At 71.5% G+C, this 18,996-nt stretch carries 16 protein-coding genes and 1 tRNA gene; 13 read left to right on the top strand and 4 right to left on the bottom strand.

The features are described from left to right. Positions 1–101 precede the first annotated feature (101 nt). The 10 genes from FFT10_RS25515 to sixA all read left to right on the top strand — a co-directional run bounded on the left by FFT10_RS25515 (position 102) and on the right by sixA (position 13,909). Positions 102–551, top strand: a complete 450-nt coding sequence (locus FFT10_RS25515) for a cache domain-containing protein (RefSeq protein ID WP_162520925.1) — start codon at positions 102–104, stop codon at positions 549–551. Between the two features lie 67 nt (positions 552–618). Next, positions 619–3,432 (top strand): flagellar biosynthesis GTPase FlhF, encoded by a 2,814-nt coding sequence (gene flhF, locus FFT10_RS28785; protein WP_137735706.1) that lies wholly within the window; start codon positions 619–621, stop codon positions 3,430–3,432. 43 nt (positions 3,433–3,475) lie between these two features. Beyond that, a complete protein-coding gene (locus FFT10_RS25505) occupies positions 3,476–4,300 on the top strand; it encodes a MinD/ParA family ATP-binding protein (RefSeq protein ID WP_137735705.1) in 825 nt (274 codons plus the stop codon). A gap of 21 nt (positions 4,301–4,321) precedes the next feature. Beyond that, the gene (locus FFT10_RS25500) at positions 4,322–5,035 is read left to right on the top strand and encodes an RNA polymerase sigma factor FliA (protein WP_137735704.1); all 714 of its coding nucleotides are present in this window, start codon (positions 4,322–4,324) and stop codon (positions 5,033–5,035) included. A 245-nt stretch (positions 5,036–5,280) separates the two neighbouring features. Beyond that, positions 5,281–7,500 carry a S8 family serine peptidase gene (locus FFT10_RS25495; RefSeq protein ID WP_162520924.1) on the top strand — a complete coding sequence of 740 codons (2,220 nt, stop codon included), beginning with the start codon at positions 5,281–5,283 and terminating at the stop codon, positions 7,498–7,500. Between the two features lie 188 nt (positions 7,501–7,688). Beyond that, on the top strand, positions 7,689–10,280 hold the full coding sequence (locus tag FFT10_RS25490; RefSeq protein WP_162520923.1) for a putative bifunctional diguanylate cyclase/phosphodiesterase: 2,592 nt from the start codon (positions 7,689–7,691) through the stop codon (positions 10,278–10,280). Between the two features lie 13 nt (positions 10,281–10,293). Next, positions 10,294–10,806: a PilZ domain-containing protein gene (locus FFT10_RS25485; RefSeq protein ID WP_137735701.1), complete on the top strand. Its 513-nt coding sequence runs from the start codon at positions 10,294–10,296 to the stop codon at positions 10,804–10,806. Positions 10,807–10,889: 83 nt separating this feature from the next. Further along, positions 10,890–11,240 carry a hypothetical protein gene (locus tag FFT10_RS25480; protein WP_137735700.1) on the top strand — a complete coding sequence of 117 codons (351 nt, stop codon included), beginning with the start codon at positions 10,890–10,892 and terminating at the stop codon, positions 11,238–11,240. Between the two features lie 51 nt (positions 11,241–11,291). Further along, positions 11,292–13,397 carry a polyphosphate kinase 1 gene (ppk1, locus tag FFT10_RS25475; RefSeq protein ID WP_137735699.1) on the top strand — a complete coding sequence of 702 codons (2,106 nt, stop codon included), beginning with the start codon at positions 11,292–11,294 and terminating at the stop codon, positions 13,395–13,397. 23 nt (positions 13,398–13,420) lie between these two features. After that, positions 13,421–13,909 (top strand): phosphohistidine phosphatase SixA, encoded by a 489-nt coding sequence (gene sixA, locus FFT10_RS25470; protein WP_137735698.1) that lies wholly within the window; start codon positions 13,421–13,423, stop codon positions 13,907–13,909. 33 nt (positions 13,910–13,942) lie between these two features. Here sixA and FFT10_RS25465 read toward each other — a convergent pair whose 3' ends face one another. Continuing rightward, on the bottom strand, positions 13,943–15,475 hold the full coding sequence (locus FFT10_RS25465; RefSeq protein WP_137735697.1) for a Ppx/GppA phosphatase family protein: 1,533 nt from the start codon (positions 15,473–15,475) through the stop codon (positions 13,943–13,945). A gap of 110 nt (positions 15,476–15,585) precedes the next feature. On the opposite strand from FFT10_RS25465, the gene FFT10_RS25460 reads away from it, so the two are divergent. After that, complete coding sequence (locus FFT10_RS25460) at positions 15,586–16,458, top strand: dienelactone hydrolase family protein (RefSeq protein WP_137735696.1); 873 nt, start codon at positions 15,586–15,588, stop codon at positions 16,456–16,458. A gap of 18 nt (positions 16,459–16,476) precedes the next feature. Here the strand turns inward: FFT10_RS25460 and FFT10_RS25455 are convergent, their stop codons facing one another. Together FFT10_RS25455 and FFT10_RS27725 are read right to left on the bottom strand one after the other, a co-directional pair. Beyond that, positions 16,477–16,911 (bottom strand): universal stress protein, encoded by a 435-nt coding sequence (locus tag FFT10_RS25455; protein ID WP_137735695.1) that lies wholly within the window; start codon positions 16,909–16,911, stop codon positions 16,477–16,479. A gap of 86 nt (positions 16,912–16,997) precedes the next feature. Further along, positions 16,998–17,141: a hypothetical protein gene (locus FFT10_RS27725; RefSeq protein WP_154694103.1), complete on the bottom strand. Its 144-nt coding sequence runs from the start codon at positions 17,139–17,141 to the stop codon at positions 16,998–17,000. 154 nt (positions 17,142–17,295) lie between these two features. On the opposite strand from FFT10_RS27725, the gene FFT10_RS25450 reads away from it, so the two are divergent. Together FFT10_RS25450 and FFT10_RS25445 are read left to right on the top strand one after the other, a co-directional pair. Further along, positions 17,296–17,372, top strand: a tRNA-Asp gene (locus tag FFT10_RS25450). 76 nt (positions 17,373–17,448) lie between these two features. After that, positions 17,449–17,832, top strand: a complete 384-nt coding sequence (locus tag FFT10_RS25445) for a flagellar basal body rod protein FlgC (protein ID WP_228027310.1) — start codon at positions 17,449–17,451, stop codon at positions 17,830–17,832. 14 nt (positions 17,833–17,846) lie between these two features. Here FFT10_RS25445 and ribD read toward each other — a convergent pair whose 3' ends face one another. After that, positions 17,847–18,995, bottom strand: a complete 1,149-nt coding sequence (ribD, locus tag FFT10_RS25440) for a bifunctional diaminohydroxyphosphoribosylaminopyrimidine deaminase/5-amino-6-(5-phosphoribosylamino)uracil reductase RibD (RefSeq protein ID WP_137735694.1) — start codon at positions 18,993–18,995, stop codon at positions 17,847–17,849. Position 18,996: the final 1 nt, after the last annotated feature.

Here is an 18,996-nt window from a genome sequence, read left to right as displayed (position 1 = left end):
GCCCTCAAGAACCACCGCCGCCGCCCGATACCCCTCGGATGAACGCACCCGCGGTGGGTGCGCACGGGATCGCGCGGCTGCCTGCGCGGAAAGGACACCCCATGAAGCATTGGATGAAGCTGGGCGCCATCGTGGCGCTGTCCCTGGCCAGCACGGCCCTGCGCGCCGAGACGCCCGACGAGGCCAAGGCCCTGCTCGACCGCGCGCTGGCCGAGATCAAGGCCTCGGGCCTGGACAAGGCGGTGAAGGACTTCAACGCCGGCGGCAACTGGAAGAAGGGCGGCCTGTACGTGGTGGCGGTGCAGCTGGACGGCACCATGCTGGCCCACTCGGCCAACGACAAGCTGCCCGGCAAGAACATGCTGGAGGCCAAGGACGCTGGCGGCAAGAACTTCGTCAAGGACGCGATCAGCCTGGTCAAGACCAGCGGCGGCGGCCAGATCGACATGCGCTGGGGCAACCCGGTGACCAAGCAGATCGCCGACGCCACGATGTTCGTGCGCCGCGTGCCGGGGCAGGACGTCTACCTGGGCTCCGTGGTCTTCAAGTGATGCCTGGCCGCGCCCGTGGCGCGGCCGCCGCCCTGTTGGCCTGGCCTGAGGCCGCGTTGAGGATTCAATGAACAACCTGTCGATCAAGTTCAAGCTGGCACTGGCGCCGGCAATCTGCCTGCTGCTGCTGGGCCTGACCGCCGGCCTGGCGCTGTGGGGCTTTGCCCAGCAGCGCCAGGCCCTGGTGGCGGTGCACACCGCGCACCTGCCCAGCTACACCTTTGCCACCCGCTTCGAGTCCGGCCTGCGCGAAAGCAACGGCCTGATCAACCGGCTGCTGGGCGCCGAGGCCATGGGCTACAACGCCAAGGAACTGGCCGAGATCGAGAAGGAGCTGACGGCTGCGCAGGGTGCGCTGCGGCAGGCCCTGACCGAGCGCCAGGGCCTGGGCGACGCGCTGGGCGCCGAGGAGACCCAGAGCCTGGCCGGCCTGGCCACCGCACTGACCGGCTACGAGAAGGCGGTGAAGGACGTGAACGACATGCGCGCCAGCGGGCCGGCCATCGCGTCGACCTACCTGTCGCTGGCGCAGAAGTCCTACGCGACGCTGCTCAAGGGCGTGCAGGCCATCAGCGAGGCCAAGCTGGCCGCTGCCGCCCGCGAGGTGGACGACGCGGCCCGCGATGCCCAGCGTGGCCAGGCGGCCATTCTGGCGGCGGCGGCCGTGGCCCTGCTGCTGGGCGTGGCGCTGTCCACCGTGGTGGCGCGCGGCCTGCTGCAGCGCATGCGGCGGCTGTCCGACGGCGTGGCGGCCATGGCCGCGGGCGACCTGTCCAGCCCGGTGGCGGCCGCCGGCAGCGACGAGGTGGGCCGGCTGATGCAGGACGTGGAGACGGTGCGCAGCCAGCTGTCGCAGTCGCTGCGCGCGGTGCACGAGGCAGCAGCCTCGGTGCGCAGCGCCTCGGGCGAGATCGCCGCCGGCAATGCCGACCTGTCGCACCGCACCGAGCAGCAGGCCGGCAGCCTGCAGCAGACGGCCTCGTCGATGACCGAGCTGAGCGCCACGGTGCGCAACAGCGCCGACACCGCCCAGCAGGCCAACCAGCTGGCCAGCGCCGCCAGCGCGGTGGCCCGGCGCGGCGGCGACGTGGTGGGCGAAGTGGTGCGCACCATGGACGCCATCACCGACAGCAGCCGCCGCATCGCCGACATCATCGGCACCATCGACGGCATCGCCTTCCAGACCAACATCCTGGCGCTGAACGCGGCGGTGGAAGCCGCCCGCGCCGGCGAACAGGGCCGCGGCTTCGCGGTGGTGGCCGGCGAGGTGCGGGCCCTGGCCCAGCGCAGCGCCGAGGCCGCGCGCGAGATCAAGACCCTGATCAACGACAGCGTCGAGAAGGTGGACACCGGCTCGCGCCTGGTCGCGGAGGCCGGCGGCACCATGGGCGAGATCGTGGCCCAGGTGCAGCGGGTCAGCGACCTGATCGGCGAGATCAGTGCTGCTGCCGATGAACAGACCAGCGGCATCAGCCTGGTCGGCGGCGCCGTCGACCAACTCGACCAGGTGACCCAGCAGAACGCCGCGCTGGTGGAGCAGAGTGCCGCCGCCGCCGACAGCCTGCAGCAGCAGGCGGTGCGGCTGGTGGAAGCGGTGGGCGCCTTCCGCCTGGCCGGCAGCACGCCGACGGCCGCCGTGCCGGTGGCCGCCGCAGCGGCGCCGCCGCTGCGGGTGGTGCCGCGCACCGAGCGCCGGCCCGAGCTGGGCGGCGCCGAGCGCCACCCCGGCCTGCGCGACCGCATCCAGCCGCTGGCCGGCCCGCGCCGCGAGCCGCCGGTGCTGCGCGAGGAGATCCGCCTGTCCGGCCCGGGCCGGCACGACCTGCTGGGCGCCGGTGGTGCCAAGGCCATCACCGGGCCGGTGCCGCAGCTGGCCGACGCCGCCGGCCGCGGTGCCAGCGACGAAGCCCTGGGCGGCCTGCGCGACGAACTGCAATCGGTGCGGGCGCTGATCGACGAGCGCTTCGGCATGCTGGCCTTCATGGAGCGCCTGCAGCGCGACCCGCGCCAGGCCACGCTGTCGCAGCAGCTGTTCGACGCCGGCCTGTCCCCGGCCCTGGTGCGCAAGCTGGTGCAGGGCCTGCCGGCCGCGGCCACCGATGCCCTGGGCTGGGCCACCGGCGTGCTGGAACGCAATGTGCACACCGACGAACACGATGCGCCGCTGGAAGACCACGAGGGCGTGCTGGCGCTGATCGGCCCCACCGGCGTGGGCAAGACCACCAGCACCGCCAAGCTGGCGGCGGCCTTCGCCACCAAGCATGGCGCCGCCAACCTGGGCCTGATCACGCTGGACGCCTACCGCGTGGCCGCCCACGAGCAGCTGCGCACCTATGGCCGCATCCTGGGCGTGCCGGTGCACACCGCACACGACCGCGCCTCGCTGGAAGACCTGCTGGAGCTGCTGTCGGGCAAGAAGCTGGTGCTGATCGACACCGCCGGCATGGCCCAGCGTGATGCCCGCACCCGCGAGCTGCTGGAGATGCTGCAGCACCCGGCCATCCGCAAGCTGCTGGTCATCAATGCCGCCGCCCAGGGCGAGACGGTGGACGACGTGATGGTGGCCTACGGCGTGGCCCACTGCCTGGGCGTGATCGTCAGCAAGCTCGACGAGGCGGTCAAGCTGGGGCCGGCGCTGGATGCGCTGATCCGCCACCGCGCCCGCGTGGTGGGCGTGGCCAACGGCCAGCGCGTGCCCGAGGACTGGCACCGCCTGTCGGCCCAGGCCCTGGTGCAGCGGGCCCTGCGCGGCGGCGGCAACGCGGCCTGGAAGCTCGATGCCGCCGAGGTCAACCTGGTCTTCGCGGCCATCCACGGTGCCGGTTATCCCGGCAAGCCGCCGACCGCGACGCCGGGGCAGGGCGCCCCGGTGCCGGTCTGACACCCCCTCCCCAATCCACGACTTCATCCTGCCACCACCGCCCATGCCCGCCCAGCCCCTCCGCCGCTCTGCCGCCCCGCGTGACCAGGCCCATGGCCTGCGCCAGCTGTTCGCCGGCCAGGCCTTGCGCTTCCTGCCCCTGGTGCACAACCCGCATGTGCCGGGCGCCGGGGCGGTGATGGAGCGGCTGTGCGCCGCGCTGGCCGAGCTGGGCCTGCGCACCCTGGTGGTGGATGCGGCCGATTCCGCCTCGCGGGCGCACCAGCTGGCCACGGTGGACCTGGCCGCCTGCATCGAGCGCCTGTCGCCCCAGGTGGCCTACCTGGCCGCCGGCGGCTTGCCGATGCACTTCCTCGACAGCCGGGCCACGCTGGTCGGCTTCATCGAGGCGCTGGGCACGGCCGCCGGGCAGGTGCAGGCCGATGTGGTGCTGCTGCAGGCCGGTGCGCTGGACCTGCGGCGCATGTTTGCCGGCGCCACGCCGCGGCCGCTGCTGCTGGCCGGCAGCCGCCCCGACAGCCTGACCCATGCCTACACCTCGATGAAGCTGCTGTCGCAGCGCCTGGGTGCGCTGGCCTACGACCTGGTGGTGGCTGGCGATGTGAGCCAGCGCCGTGCCCGCCGCATGGGCGACCGCCTGGCCGACTGTGCCGACCACTTCCTCGGCGCGGCGCTGCGCCAGGTGGCGGTGGTCGATCCGATGTTGCCTGCGCAGGCGCCGCTGACGGCCGACCTGCGCACCCTGGTGGCCGACCGGATGGCCACCCCCGCCAGCGGCCCTGCGGCCAATCCGCTGGCCGAATTGCCCGTGTCCTCCCCTGTGCGGCCTGCCGCACGCCGGCCCGCGCCCGCCGGCCACTTGAACTGAAATGTCCGGAGCATGATGACCATGTACACCGCCAAGGGCCGCCTCGACGCCAACGCGTTGCTCAAGCAGTACAGCCCGCTGGTGCGCCGGCTGGCCCACCAGATGATCGCCAAGCTGCCTGCCAACGTGGAGCTGGACGATCTGATCCAGGTCGGCATGATCGGCTTGTCGGACGCGCTGACGCGCTTCGACTCCGCCCATGGCGTGCAGTTCGAGACCTTCGCCACCCAGCGCATCCGCGGCGCCATGCTCGACGAGCTGCGCGGCAACGACTGGATGAGCCGGGGCGACCGCCGCCAGCAGCGCAGCATCGAGAGTGCGGTGCACAAGCTCGAGCAGAAGCTGGGCCGCGCGCCGCAGGAGAGCGAGATCGCCGCCGAGATGGGCATGAGCCTGTCCGAATACCAGGATCTGCTGGGCAAGGTGCGCGGCACCCAGCTGGTCTACCTGGAAGACATGACCGGCGACGAGGGCGACGACGACTACCTCGACCGCCATGTGGCCGACGACGAGGCCAACCCGCTGGCCATGCTGCAGGACCGCCGCATGCGCGAGGCGCTGGTCGAGGCCATCAAGAACCTGCCCGAACGCGAGCAGTACGTGATGAGCATGTACTACGAGCACGACATGAACCTCAAGGAGATCGCGGCGGTGCTGAAGGTCACCGAGAGCCGCGTCTGCCAGCTGCACAGCCAGAGCATCGCCCGCCTGCGCAGCAAGCTGCGCGCCTGGTAGGCCCGGCCAACCACCACCGCCTGGCGTGACGCTTGTCACGCCGGCGCCGCTCAAGTTCGCCGCACAGCGGCCGAGGGCCCCAGCCGCCCTGGCCGGGCGTGAATTCCTCACGCGCAAATTGACACAGGTCCGGTGGCCCCCAGGCCCCTGGACAGGCCCTTTCTGCCCATCATCCGCCCCACGCAAATGCGGGGGGTGTGCTCCCGCGGCTGTCTCTGCCAAAGGACAAGAAGATGGGTTGGATCATGCCGTTCATCGTGCTCATCGAGCGCCGCCTGCTGCGCCCGATGTGGCTCATGCTGCTGGCCACCGTGGTGCTGGTCACCGGCATCGGTGCCCATGCCGGCAAGCCCGGCAAGCCGCGCAAGCTGGCCCGCGACATGGAAGTCGCGGTCAACTCGCCGGTGCAGCCCGGCGAGCGCTGGGTGCGCAACCGCGGCGGCCGGCGCATGGTCGACGCCATCATCGTCGGCAACGCCAGCGACCGCAGCATGGCGGAGCTGCGGGCCCATGTGGAACGCCTGGGTGGCACGGTCAACGCCGCCTTCTCCAGCGTGCAGGCGCTGTCGGTCACCGTGCCCACCCGGGCCGTGGCCGAGCTGGATGACCGCGACGACGTGGTCTCGATCTCGCCCAACCGCACCACCCGCCACAGCTTCAGCACGCTGGAGACCACCACCGGCGCCACCAGCGCCAGCGTGCGGCCCTACAGCAGCGCCACCAATTACACCGGCCTGGACGGCAAGGGCATCGGCATCGCGGTGCTGGATTCCGGCGTCATGTCCGGCCACAAGCACATGGCCAACGGCCTGCTGGGCAACCGCGTGGTGCGCCAGGTCAACATGGTGGGGCAGGGCGCCAAGCTGAGCTGGGCCGCATCGCTGCCGCCGGGCAGCATCGAGCGCAACCTGTACGAGACCTCGGTCAACAACAACCTGTCGGCCACGCCCGACGGCTACGGCCACGGCACCCATGTGGCGGCCATCGCCGCCGGCCGCGGCGGCTACCGTGCGCTGGACACGACCGGCATCGCTCCCGGCGCATCGATCGTCGACGTCAAGGTGCTGGGCGACGACGGCAGCGGCAATGTGGCCGACGTGATCGCTGGCCTGGACTGGGTGCTCTACAACGCCCGCCAGTACAACATCCGCATCGTCAACATGAGCCTGTCGGCCGGCTCCACCACCTCCTGGGTGCAGGATCCGCTGGCCCAGGCGGCCCGTGCGGTGGCGGCCACCGGCATCGTGGTGGTGGCTGCGGCCGGCAATTACGGCCAGGCCACCGGCAAGACCACCATGGGCACCATCGGTTCGCCGGGGCATGACCCGTCGGTGCTCACCGTCGGCTCGTCGAACATGAAGCTCACGCCGGGCCGCAGCGACGACGTTGTCAACAACTTCAGCTCGCGCGGGCCCACCCGCGGTGCGGTGGTCCTGTCCAACGGCCAGCGCATGGTCGACAACCTGATCAAGCCCGACCTGGTGGCCCCCGGCAATGCGCTGGTCAGCGCCGCCTCCACCTCCAGTCTGGGGCAGTGGAACCTGCTGGCCTCGCGCAACCCGGCCCTGCTGACCGGCCTGACAGGCCAGACCTTCAGCCAGACGCTGATGATGCTCAGCGGCACCTCGGTGTCGGCGCCGGTGGTCTCGGGCGCCGTGGCGCTGATGCTGCAGGCCAATCCGGGGCTGACGCCGCCGCTGGTCAAGGCCATCCTGCAGTACAGCGCCCAGCCGCTGCCCGGCGCCAGCCTGGTGGAGCAGGGCGCCGGCATGCTCAACATCGATGGCGCGGTGCGCATGGCACGCGCCCTGCGCACCGACATCGCCAGCCGCGTGGCGGCCGGCACCCTGCTGCCGGGCCAGCCGATCAACCTGACCGCGCTGCCCACGCCCACCTCCACCATCAACGGCCAGACCTTCAACTGGTCGCGCACGGTGATCGTCGGCGGCCGCCACATCGCCACCGGCACCGCGCTGTTCACCCAGTACCAGCCGATCTACAACCCGCGCATGAACTGGGTGGGCAACCAGGCGCGGCAGGTGCAGCTCGGCTACTGGCCGGCCAGCCTCACCTCGCCGGCCAACAGCGTGCCGCAGTGGTTCGATGAGGTGGTGGCGCCTTCGGGCGCGCTGCTGGGCCCGGGCGTTCGCCTGGCCACCAGCCTGGTGGGCACCAGCTCGCTGATCGGCAAGACCGGCATGTTCACGCCGACCACCACCTTGTCGCAATGGCTGATCAGCGGCAGCGGCCAGACGCTCGCCAGCGGCATCGTGCTGAGCGAAGGCGTCGTGCTGAGCGAGGGCATCGTGCTGAGCGAGGGCATCGTGCTGAGCGAGGGCATCGTGCTGAGCGAAGGCATCGTGCTGAGCGAGGGCGTGGTGCTGAGCGAAGGCGTCGTTCTGAGCGAGAGCACCAGCGGCAACACCCAGGCCCGCACCGCCGGCATGCCGGTGGCCGAGCCCTGATCGACGGCCGGCGCTCAAGTTGGCCCCACGGGAGCCGACAACCAGGGGAACTGCCCCTGTGAAGGCGGCGTCACGGTGCCCGGTCGGGGCCCGTCCGCCGTGGGGCCCGAGCGATGTCGACGCCCACTGAACCATCCGCCGCCCCCCCGCCGCCCCGCCATCCCTGGCAGCGGCTGCATGCGGCGCTGATGCCCGACTACAACGCCGGCGCCGCCACCTACTGGTGGGCGCTGGTGGGCCTGGGCGCCCTGGTGCTGCTGCACAGCCTGCAGCAGCTGGCCGGGCTGGGGCTGTCGATGCAGCTGCAGGTGCTGTTCGGCTGCGCGGTGGCCATGCTGGCCGGGCTGTTCCCGGTGCGCATCCCGGGCTCGAAGAACTCCTTCGCCGCCGGCGAGGTGTTCATCATGCTGCTGCTGCTGATGCAGGGGCCGGCCGCTGCCGCGGTGGCGGCGGCCGGCGAGGCCTTCATCGGCTCGGCCCGCACCTCCAAGCGCTGGACCAGCCGGCTGGTCAGCCCGGCCGCGGCCGCGGTGTCGATGACCGCGGTGGGCACGCTGCTGCACGCCATCACCGGCCGCCTGCACGACGGCAGCGGCCTGGCCGAGGCCCTGGCCCTGCTGCTGGCCATGGGCGCGGCCATCGTGCACTTCATCTTCAACACCCTGCTGATCACCGCGGTGGTGCACCTCAAGCGCAAGGAGCCGCTGCGCCTGGTGGCCTTCCTGTCCAGCTTCGGCTGGGTGGGCACCACCTTCGCGGCCAGCGCCTTCATCGCCGGTCTGCTGGTGCAGGCCTTCAAGACCAGCGGCGTGGGCGTGATGATCGGCGCCGTGCCCATCATCGTGCTGCTGCTGGTGATGCTGCACTACCACTTCCGCCAGCGGGAATCCGACGAGCAGGCCCAGGCGGTGCGCATCGAGGCCGCCGAGCGCGAGGCCCAGCAGTCGGCCCGCCACCTGCTGGAGCTGCGCGAGAGCGAGCAGCGCTTCCACAGCGCCTTCTCGCATGCGGCCATCGGCATGGCGCTGGTCGACGCCGCCGGCCTGGTGCTGCAGGCCAATGCGGCCATGGGCAAGCTGCTGGGCTGCGCCGAGACGGCACTGACCGGGCGCAACTTCAAGCAGCATGTGCACCCGGAAGACGTGGAGATGCTGACCCGCATCTGGCGCCACCTGCAGCAGGGCGACGGCCGCGACACCATGATGGAGCTGCGCTGCCAGCGCGGCGACGGCAGCGTGGTGCACGTGGCCATGCACAGCGGCTTCTTCAGCGACCGCAACGCCAGCGCGCCGCGGCTGATCCTGCAGGCGCAGGACATCACCGCCCGCCGCGAGGCCGAGACCCAGCTGCAGCACATCGCCTACCACGACAGCCTCACCTCACTGGCCAACCGCATCCGCTTCGGCACCTGCCTGGCCCTGGCCATCGAGCGCTGCCGCGTCGACCCGAAGCACCGCTTCGCGGTGATGTACCTGGACTTCGACCGCTTCAAGCTGATCAACGACACCCTGGGCCACAGCGCCGGCGACCGCTTCCTGACGCTGGTGGCCCAGCGCATCCGCCAGCATGTGCGGCCTGTGGACACGGTCGGCCGGCTGGGCGGCGACGAATTCGCCATCCTGGTCGAGCAGCTGGCGCAGGATGCCGACGTGATGCCGATGGCCGAGCGGCTGCAGAAGTCGCTGGCCCAGCCCTACAACCTGGACGGCACCGAGGTGACCAGCAGCGCCAGCATCGGCATCACCTTCAGCAGCATCGGCTACGAGACGCCGGGCGATGTGCTGCGCGATGCCGACATCGCGATGTACCGCGCCAAGGCCGCCGGCCGGGCGCGCATCGCGCTGTTCGATGCCAGCCTGCGCGCCCAGCTGGCCGCCCAGGTCAACCTGGAGCGCGACCTGCGCCGCGCCATCCCCGCCGCCGGGTCGGCCGGCAATGCCCAGTTGAGCCTCGCCTTCCAGCCGATCTACCGGCTGTCCACCGGCCGCATCGACAGTTTCGAGGCCCTGGTGCGCTGGAACCACCCCGAACTGGGTCCGGTGCCGCCGTCCACCTTCGTGCCCATTGCCGAGGAATCGGCGCAGATCGGCGCGCTCACCGCCTGGGTGCTGAGCACCGCCTGCGCCCAGCTCAAGGCCTTCCAGCAGATGGGCATGGAAAACCACAAGCCGCGGGTGCATGTCAATGTCTCGGGCACCGACATGTGCCGCGCCAGCTTCGTGCAGCAGGTGGCCGCGGCGCTGCTGGCCAACGGGCTGGAGCCGCGCCAGCTGACGCTGGAGATCACCGAGAGCACGCTGATGCACCGGCTCGACAGCGCGCTGGCGGTGATGGCGCAGCTGCGCGAGATCGGCGTGGGCCTGAGCGTCGACGACTTCGGGACCGGCTACTCGTCGCTGGCCTACCTGTCGACGCTGCCGATCACCAGCCTGAAGATCGACCGCAGCTTCGTGCAGCGCCTGCAGGAGGGCCAGGCCGAGAGCAAGGACACCGAGGTGGTGCGCGCCGTCATCACCCTGGGCCAGGCCTTGGGCAAGACGGTGATCGCCGAAGGCATCGAGACGCCGGCGCAGCTGGCGCAGCTGCGCAACCTGGGCTGCGAGTTCGGCCAGGGCTACCTGCTGGCCCGCCCGCTCAGCCCCGAGATGGCAGCCGCCACCGCCCTGGTCGATCTGCGCCGTGCCGAGGCCGGCGTGCCGCCGCTGCCGCAGCCAGACGGCGGCGGCACGCCGCTGACGCCCTGGGCGCACACCTCGCCAGCGCCGCTGGCGCTGCACTGACCGCGCTCCTGCCATGGCCGATCCCCCCGATCCCTCCGCCACGGCGGCCTGGCCGCTGGCCGGCCCGGCCGGTGCCGACCTGGCACCGGGTCTGCTGGAGGCGCTGCGCCGCTGCGCGCTGTGCCAGCACCCGGTGGTGCTGACGGCCCAGCACGATGCCCGCTGCCCGGTCTGCCACAGCCCGCTGGCGGCACTGCCCGGCCATGATGGCGCCGCGGCGCACGACGTGCTGGGCCGCCGCGGCGCGGTGCGCCGCGACCAGAGCCATGTGGCGCTGATCCATGTCGGCTGGCCGTCGCCGCCGGTGGCGGTGCGCTGGCGCGACCTGTCGCTCACCGGCCTGAGCCTGTACGTGCCGCTGGCGGTTCCCGCCGGCCAGCGCCTGCGGCTGATCGACAGCGCCATCGACGGCGTGGCCGAGGTGGTGCGCTGCCGGCCGCAGGGCCGGGTGCAGGTGCTGCACGCCCGGCTGCTGACGGCGCAGCTGCTGCAGCCCACCGGCGTGTTCATCTCGACCACCGCCTGACTCCCCACCGGCGCGCGGATGGGCATGTGGCATCATCCGCGCCCCTGCCCAGACGGCCGCTGCAGCGGCCAGAGTGATTCCTGATGGACCTGAAACTGCCGATCACCATCCACGATGAACTGAGCGACGAGGTGATCGAATCCACCGGCGTGCTCGACCTTGCCAGCGGCGAGATCCGTGACGTGAAGTATGTCGACTTCGATGTCGAGGCCGAGGGCTTCCCGGCGGAGAGCGAAGAGTACGACTTCACCTGCGGCACCCTCAGCAACGGCAGCAAGGAGGTGGAGTTCCGCATCGAGGTGGACGTGGTCGGCCGCAAGTACAGCATCACGCCCAGCGAGCTGCTGGAGCTGAAGGGCCGCGCCGCCAAGCTGTTTTCGGCGCCGCCCGGCGGCCATCCGCCGCCCGAGCCGCCGCGCCGCGGCCGCAAATAGGGCGTCACCGCTGTCACGCTCCTGTCGTCATGCGTTCATAAACTGGAGCGCATGACTTCAGCGCCAGCCCAGCCGGGCACCATGCCGGCCCTGCTCAACCGTGAGCGGGCCATCCTGGCCTTCAACCGCCGTGTGCTGGCCCAGGCCCGCCGGCCCGACCTGCCGCTGCTGGAGCGGCTGCGCTACATCACCATCGTCTCGTCCAACATGGACGAGTTCTTCGAGGTGCGTTTCGCCGACGCCATCGGCGCGATGCGGCTGGCGATGAACAGCGCCGGCGCCGGCAGCGACCCGCAGCGCGATGACCTGCGCGCCGTGGCCCAGGAGGCCCATGCGCTGATCGACCAGAAGTACGCCGTGTTCAACGACGAGCTGACACCGGCGCTGCAGCAGCACGGCATCTTCATCGTCAACCATGAAGAGCGCACCCCCGCCCAGCGCGACTGGGTGGCCCGCTTCTTCCAGCGCGAGGTGCAGCCGCTGCTGCTGCCGGTGGGGCTGGACCCTGCGCACCCGTTTCCGCTGGTGGCCAACAAGAGCCTGAACTTCATCGTCAAGCTCGGCGGGCAGGATGCCTTCGGCCGCGAGAACTCGATCGCCATCGTCAAGGTGCCGCGGGCGCTGCCCCGGGTCATCAAGCTGCCGGCCGAGGTGTGCGCGCCCGGCACCCAGGGCTTCGTGCTGCTGACCAGCGTGGTGCGGGCGCATCTGCAGGACCTGTTCGGCGGCCGGCCGGTGGAGAGCTTCTCGCAGTTCCGCGTCACCCGCGACTCCGACCTGGAAGTCGACGAGGAGGACGTGGCCAACCTGCGCCAGGCCTTGCGCAGCGGCCTGACCACCCGCCACTTCGGCGAGGCCATCCGCCTGGAGGTGGTGGCCAGCTGCCCCGAGCCGCTGTGGCGCTTCCTGCTGCAGCAGTTCGACCTGCCCGAGGCGGCGCTGTACCTGGTCAACGGTCCGGTCAACCTGGTGCGGCTGAACCAGCTGATCGACCAGGCCGACGCGCCAGCCCTGCGCTTCGCGCCGCTGGCGCCCAGCTGGCCCGAGGCCGACCTGCCGCGCGGCAGCAACATCTTCACCCGCCTGCAGCAGGGCGACATGCTGCTGCACCACCCGTTCCAGAGCTTCGAGGTGGTGGTCGAGTTCCTGCGCCAGGCGGTGCACGACCCGGCGGTGCTGGCCATCAAGCAGACCATCTACCGCACCGGCAGCCAGTCGGTGCTGATGGAGCTGCTGCTCGAGGCGGCCCGCCGCGGCAAGGATGTGTGCGTGGTCGTCGAGCTGAAGGCCCGTTTCGACGAGGAAGCCAACATCAACTGGGCCGAGCGGCTGGAGGCGGTGGGCGCCCAGGTGGTCTACGGCATCGTCGGTTTCAAGACCCATGCCAAGCTGCTGCTGGTGACCCGGCGCGAAGCCGGCCCGCGCCGGCAGACCCTGCTGCGACGCTACGCCCACCTGTCCACCGGCAACTACAACCCCAACACCGCCCGGCTGTACACCGATGTGGGCATGCTCACCGCCGACGCCCAGCTGACCGCCGATGCCGATGCGGTGTTCCACCAGCTGGCCAGTCTGACCAAGGTGCGCAACCCGCGCCACCTGCTGACCGCGCCGTTCGCGTTGCACCGCCGCCTGGTGGCCCACATCGACCAGGTGGCCGACGCGGCCCGCGCCGGCCGGCCCGCACGCATCGCTGCCAAGTTCAACTCGCTCACCGAGCCGTCGATGATCGAGGCCCTGGTGCGCGCCGGCCAGGCTGGCGCACAGATCGACCTGATCATCCGCGGCGCCTGCATGCTGCCGCCGGGCATCCCGGGCGTGACCGACCGCATCCGCGTGCGCTCGGTGGTCGGCCGCTTCCTCGAGCACACCCGGGTGCTGTACTTCCGCTGGGGCGAGGGCGAGGCCGACGAGGCGCTCTACCTGTCGTCGGCCGACTGGATGGGCCGCAACATGTTCCGCCGCATCGAGGTGGCTTGGCCGGTGCGCGATGCCGCGCTGCGCCAGCGGTTGATCGACGAATGCCTGGTGCCCTACCTGCACGACCGCTGCGATGCCTGGGTGCAGGCCAGCGACGGCAGCTACACCCGCCCCGCCGTGGACGGCCCCAGCGCCCAGGGCGCGCTGGCGGCCCGCTACATGGCGCCCGCCCATTGACGCCAACGACAAAGGCCCCGGTGATGGACCTGATCCTGTGGCGCCATGCCGAGGCCCGTGATCTGCCGGAGGACGCCCCCTTCGACGCCGCCGCCGATCTGGCGCGCCCGCTCACGCCCCGCGGCGACAAGCAGGCCCAGCGCATGGCCGATTGGCTGAACCGCTTCCTGCCCGAGACCACCAAGGTGCTGGTCAGTCCGGCGCTGCGCACCCGGCAGACGGCCGAGGCCCTGGGCCGCAAGATCCGCACGGTGGAATCGCTGGCGCCGGGCGCCACCCACACCCAGGCCCTGGCCGCCGCCCGCTGGCCCGACAGCCGCGAGCCGGTGCTGCTGGTGGGCCACCAGCCCACGCTGGGCCAGCTGGCCGCCTACCTGATGGGTGGCCCGGCCACGCTGGACGGCCCGCCCTGGGCGGTGCGCAAGGGCGCGGTGTGGTGGCTGCGGCACCGCCAGCGCGAGGGCATCGACGAGGTGGTGCTGGTCTCGGTGCGCACGCCCGACAAGCTCTAGCGGCGCGTCAGGCGGCGTGGCGGCCGCCCGGGCTCAGACCATCTCCAGCACCAGCCGCGGCTGCTCCTGCCGCGCCCAGGCCTCGGCCTCCTCGCGCAGCAGGTGCAGCGTGCGGGGGTGGCTGTCGGCCCACAGCCGGCGGAAACCCAGCCGCGCCAGCCGGCCGTCGCGCTTCAGGCGCAGGGCCTTGGTGTCCACCAGGCCGCGGGCATGGCACTTGATGACCGCCAGCCGCAGCGCCAGCACCTGCCAGGCGAAGCGCTCGCTGCACAGCTGCGCCTCGATCTTGCGCAAGCCGCCACGCTGGCCCAGCACCAGGTCGGCCATGCGGCGCTGCTGGCTCTGCGAGAATCCCGGCGCGTCCACATGGCCCAGCAGGTAGGCGCTGTGGCGGTGGTGGTCGTGGTGCGAGACCATCAGGCCGATCTCGTGCAGGTCGCAGGCCCAGCCCAGCTCGCGCAGGGCCTCGCCCTCGTCGACCTCGCCCAGCGCCGGCAGGGCGCCGCGCAACAGGGCCATGGCGACGCTGCGCACCCGCGCGGCCTGCTCGGTGTCGACGCCGAAGCGCGCCTGCAGCGCCGCCACCGACTGGTCGCGCACATCACCGCCATGGGCCTGGCGGCGGGCGGCATGGCGCTCATGCAGGTCGATCACCACGCCCTGGCGCAGCGCGCCCTTGGCAGGCCTCAGCGCGGTGATGCCGAAGTGCGTGGCCAGCGTGTACAGCAGGGCCAGGCCGCCACCGATGATCGCCTTGCGGTCGTCGCGCAGCGAGGGCAGCACCAGCTTGTCCACGCTGCCGGCGGCCAGGCATTGGCCGATGCACCAGCGCAGGCCCTCGGGCGTGATGGTGCCGTCGGTCAGGCCGGCGGCCTCCAGGATCTGCGACACCGCGCCGGCCGTCCCCGACGAGCCCAGCGCCTCCTGCCACAGGTGCGGCGCAAACAGCGTCAGCGCCTCCTCCAGCTCGGCGCCGGCGGCCACCTGGGCATCTCGGAAGCGCTGCTCGGTGAACTGGCCGTCGGGAAACCAGCGCATCGACAGGCTGACGCTGCCGACCTTGAAGGATTCGACCACCCGCGCCGTGCGGCCCTGGCCCAGGATCATCTCGGTGCTGCGCCCGCCGATGTCGATCACCAGCCGCTCGGCCGCGCCGGGCTGCAGGAAGGACACGCCGGCGTAGATCAGCCGGGCCTCCTCGCGGCCCGAGATCACCTCCACCGGATGGCCCAGGGCGGCTTCAGCGCGCACCAGGAAGGCGTCGCGGTTGCGGGCCTCGCGCAGCGTCTGCGTGGCCACCGCGCGCACCTGCGACGGCTCGAAGCCCTGCAGCCGGGCGGCGAACTGGCGCAGGCAGTCGAGCCCGCGCTGGGCGGCGGCTTCGGTCAGGTAGCCATTGGCATCGAGCCCGCCGCCCAGGCGCACGGTCTCCTTCAGGTAGGCGATGCGGCGGTAGCGGCCCTGCTGCAGGTGCGCCAGTTCCAGCCGGAAGCTGTTGGAGCCGATGTCGATGGCTGCCAAGGGGGCGGCAGCGCTGGGGGTGCCGCTGGGAAGGCGCTGGGACATGATGGGCGGCATGCTAACGGGGTTTGCAGGCGGTCCCATCGGCGCAGCGGGCGCTGCGGCCAGAATGCCAGTGCCGACGGCATCCCGCCCCATCCCTGGAGACCCACCGCATGTTGAAAGAATCGCTCGACAGCCTCACCCCCAGCCGCGATGTCAGCCGGCGCGACTTTGTCCGTGCCTCGGTGGGCACTGGCTTTGCCGCCGCCGTGCTGCCGGTGACAGCGCAGACGGTGATCAACACCGACACCACCGGCCTGGTGGCCGGCGAAGTCACCATCCCGGTTGGCGACTTCAAGCTGCCGGCCTACCGCGCCGCGCCGGCCGGTGTGGCCAATGCGCCGGTGGTGCTGGTGGTCAGCGAGATCTTCGGCGTGCATGCGCACATTGCCGATGTGGCGCGCCGCTTCGCCAAGGCCGGCTACTTCGCCATCGCGCCGGAGATGTTCGTGCGCCAGGGCGATGCCAAGGCCTACTCCGACATCCCGCGGCTGATCGCCGAGGTGGTCAGCAAGGCGCCCGACGCCCAGGTCATGGCCGACCTGGACGCCTGCCTGGCCTGGGCCAAGGGCCAGGGCGCGGACACGGGGCGCACTGCCGTCACCGGCTTCTGCTGGGGCGGGCGCATCACCTGGCTGTATGCCGCCCACAACCCGGCGGTGAAGGCCGGCGTGGCTTGGTACGGCCGCCTGGTCGGGGCGCCGTCGGCGCTGACGCCCGCGCACCCGGTCGACCTGGCCGGCAAGCTCAACGCCCCGGTGCTGGGCCTGTACGGCGGCCAGGACACCGGCATCCCGCTGGACACGGTCGACAAGATGAAGGCCGCGCTGGCTGCGGGCTCGCCGGCGGCGAAGAAGTCGGAGTTTGTCGTCTACCCGGACGCGCCGCACGCCTTCCATGCCGACTACCGGCCCAGCTACCGCAAGGAGGCGGCCGAGGACGGCTGGAAGCGCTGCCTGGCCTGGTTCAAGGCCCAAGGCGTCTGAGCCGCCCCGGACCGCGCCTCACTTGACCACCAGCACCGGCAGCGGGCTGTGGGTCAGCACCCGGCTGGTCTCGCTGCCGATCAGCAGCGCGGCCATGCCGCGGCGGCCGTGCGAGGCCATCACGATCAGGTCGCAGCCCTGCTGCTTGGCCAGGTCGAGGATGGCTTCCCAGGGATGCAGGGCCTCGACGGTGGAGCCGGTGCATTCGACGCCGGCAGCGGCTGCGGCGGCCATCACCGCCTTCACCCGCTCGGCGGCGATGCGCTCCTGCGCGTCGTAGAACTCCTGCGGCGGCACCGGCTGCATCTCGGAAATGGCGCTGTAGGGGAAGGGCTCCTTCACGCACAGCGTGCTCAGCGTGGCACCCGACAGCCTGGCCAGGGTCACCGCGGTGTCGACCGCCTTGGCGGTGATCTCCGAACCATCGGTGGGGACAAGAATGCGCTTGTACATGGTGGGCTCCTGGTGAGGGGCGGCGGGCCGATCCGGCCGCCTCGCAGCGAGTGTGCGCCTTGCACCGGTTGGCGTCTTGTCCAACGTCAAGCCTGGCGGCGGTTGCCGCACCGCCACATCAGCGTCGCGCCGAGGCCGGCAGCCACGATCAGCGCCATCATCACGCAGCCGATCGGGCGCCGGTAGAACACGATCTCGCCCGAGCCTTGTGGCGCAGAGGCCAGCGTCACCACATCGTCGCGAACAGTGCCGAGGCGGGCACCTGCATCCAGGCCGCTTGCATCGCCGCATGGTCACTGGCGCACCAACCGGTTTTGTCCGATCGCACACGAAATGCTTGCGGGCCCTGAAAAAGGTATGCTATAGTGCTAGCTTCACTACCAGGGAGTGGTAGTTCAGTTGGTTAGAATACCGGCCTGTCACGCCGGGGGTCGCGGGTTCGAGTCCCGTCCACTCCGCCAAAATTGAAGCCCCAAGTGGTCCTGCCACTTGGGGCTTTTCTCATTCCAGCGGCAGCCGCGCCGGGAGCCGTGACCGATGTCGCAGAGGCCGATAGCGGCGTGGTCGCTGCACTGCCGACAATCGGGCATCGGTTCAGAGTGGAACGCCGCCATGTCCTCGTTGTCGCCCATCGCCTCCGTCAGCCTGTCCGGCATGCGTGCCGCCTTGGCCGGCCTCGATGCGGCCGGCCACAACATCGCGAATCTGGCGACGCCGGACTTCCGGCGGCAGCAGGTGGTGTCGTCGACGCAGGTCTCCGGCGGCGTCCAGACCAGCTTCACCCAGGCAGCGCAACGGGGCAGCAACATCGAGGCCGACATGGTCGACCAGCTGGTGGCCAAGAATGCGTTTCTGGCCAATCTCGCCGTGTTCAAGACCGGCGACCAGCTGCTCGGCAGCCTGCTCGACATCCGCCGCTGAGCGGCGGCCGGTGATCAGCCCGGCTGCGCGCCGGGTTGCAGGAAGGCGTCGGCACCCTGGCGCCGTGCCAGCAGCCGCAGGTCCTCGCCGATCAGCTGGCAATCGATGAAACGGAAGCGCCGGGCCTGGTCCAGGCCGGGCAGCAGAGGCAGGTCGGCCATCGGGCGACCTGGCCCCAGCAGCTTGGGCGCGGTGTAGACCAGCAGCTCGTCCACCAGATCGGCGTTCAGCAGCGCGGCATTGAGCACCGCGCCGGCCTCCACATGCAGCTCGCTGACGCCGTCGGCTGCCAGCCGCTGCAGCAGGGCGGCCAAATCCACCCGGCCATCGGCGCCAGGCAACAGCAGCAATTCGGCGCCGGCCTGGCGCAGCGCGTCCATGCGCGCAGGTTGCGCCTGCGCGCCCACCACCAGCACGCGCCCATCGGCTTGCAGCAGGCGGGCGGCGGGCGGTGTCTGGAAGCTGGAGTCGAGCACCACCCGCAGTGGCTGGCGCTGGGTCGGCACCAGGCGCACATCGAGTTGCGGATCGTCGGCCAGCAGTGTGCCGCTGCCGGTCAGCACGGCGCCGGCACGCCGGCGCCACGCATGGCCGTCCTGGCGGGCGGCGCTGCCGGTGATCCACTGGCTGCGGCCATCGGGCAGGGCGGTGCGGCCGTCCAGCGATGCCGCCACCTTCAGCCGCAGCCATGGACGGCTGCGCTGCACCCGCGACAGGAATCCGATGTTCAAGGCCTGCGCTGCCTCGCGCGCCGGCCCGGGCGGTGCCAGATCGACCTGGATGCCTGCCGCGCGCAGGCGCTCCACACCGCGCCCAGCCACCTGGGCGTACGGGTCGACCAGGGCCACGACCACCCGCGCCAGTCCGGCATTGATCAGCGCGTCGGCGCAGGGCGGTGTGCGGCCATGGTGGGCACAGGGTTCCAGGCTGACCCAGGCCGTGCCACCGGCCAGCGGCAGGCCGGTGGCGATGGCGGCGCGCAGGGCCATCACCTCGGCATGCGGGCCGCCGGCCTGCTGGGTGAACCCCTCGCCAGCCAGCCGGCCGTCGGCGGTGTGCAGCACGCAGCCCACGCGCGGATTGGGGTCGGACAGGCCGATGGATTGCTCGGCCAGGGCCACCGCCCTCAGCAGCAGGGCCTGGTCGACATCGGAAAACGGCATC

Origin of the sequence: Pseudaquabacterium pictum (genome assembly GCF_005403045.1) — a bacterium.
GTDB lineage: Bacteria > Pseudomonadota > Gammaproteobacteria > Burkholderiales > Burkholderiaceae_C > Pseudaquabacterium > Pseudaquabacterium pictum.
The sequence above is the reverse complement of the archived record's forward strand: the minus strand, read 5'-3'. Positions and strand labels throughout refer to the sequence as shown.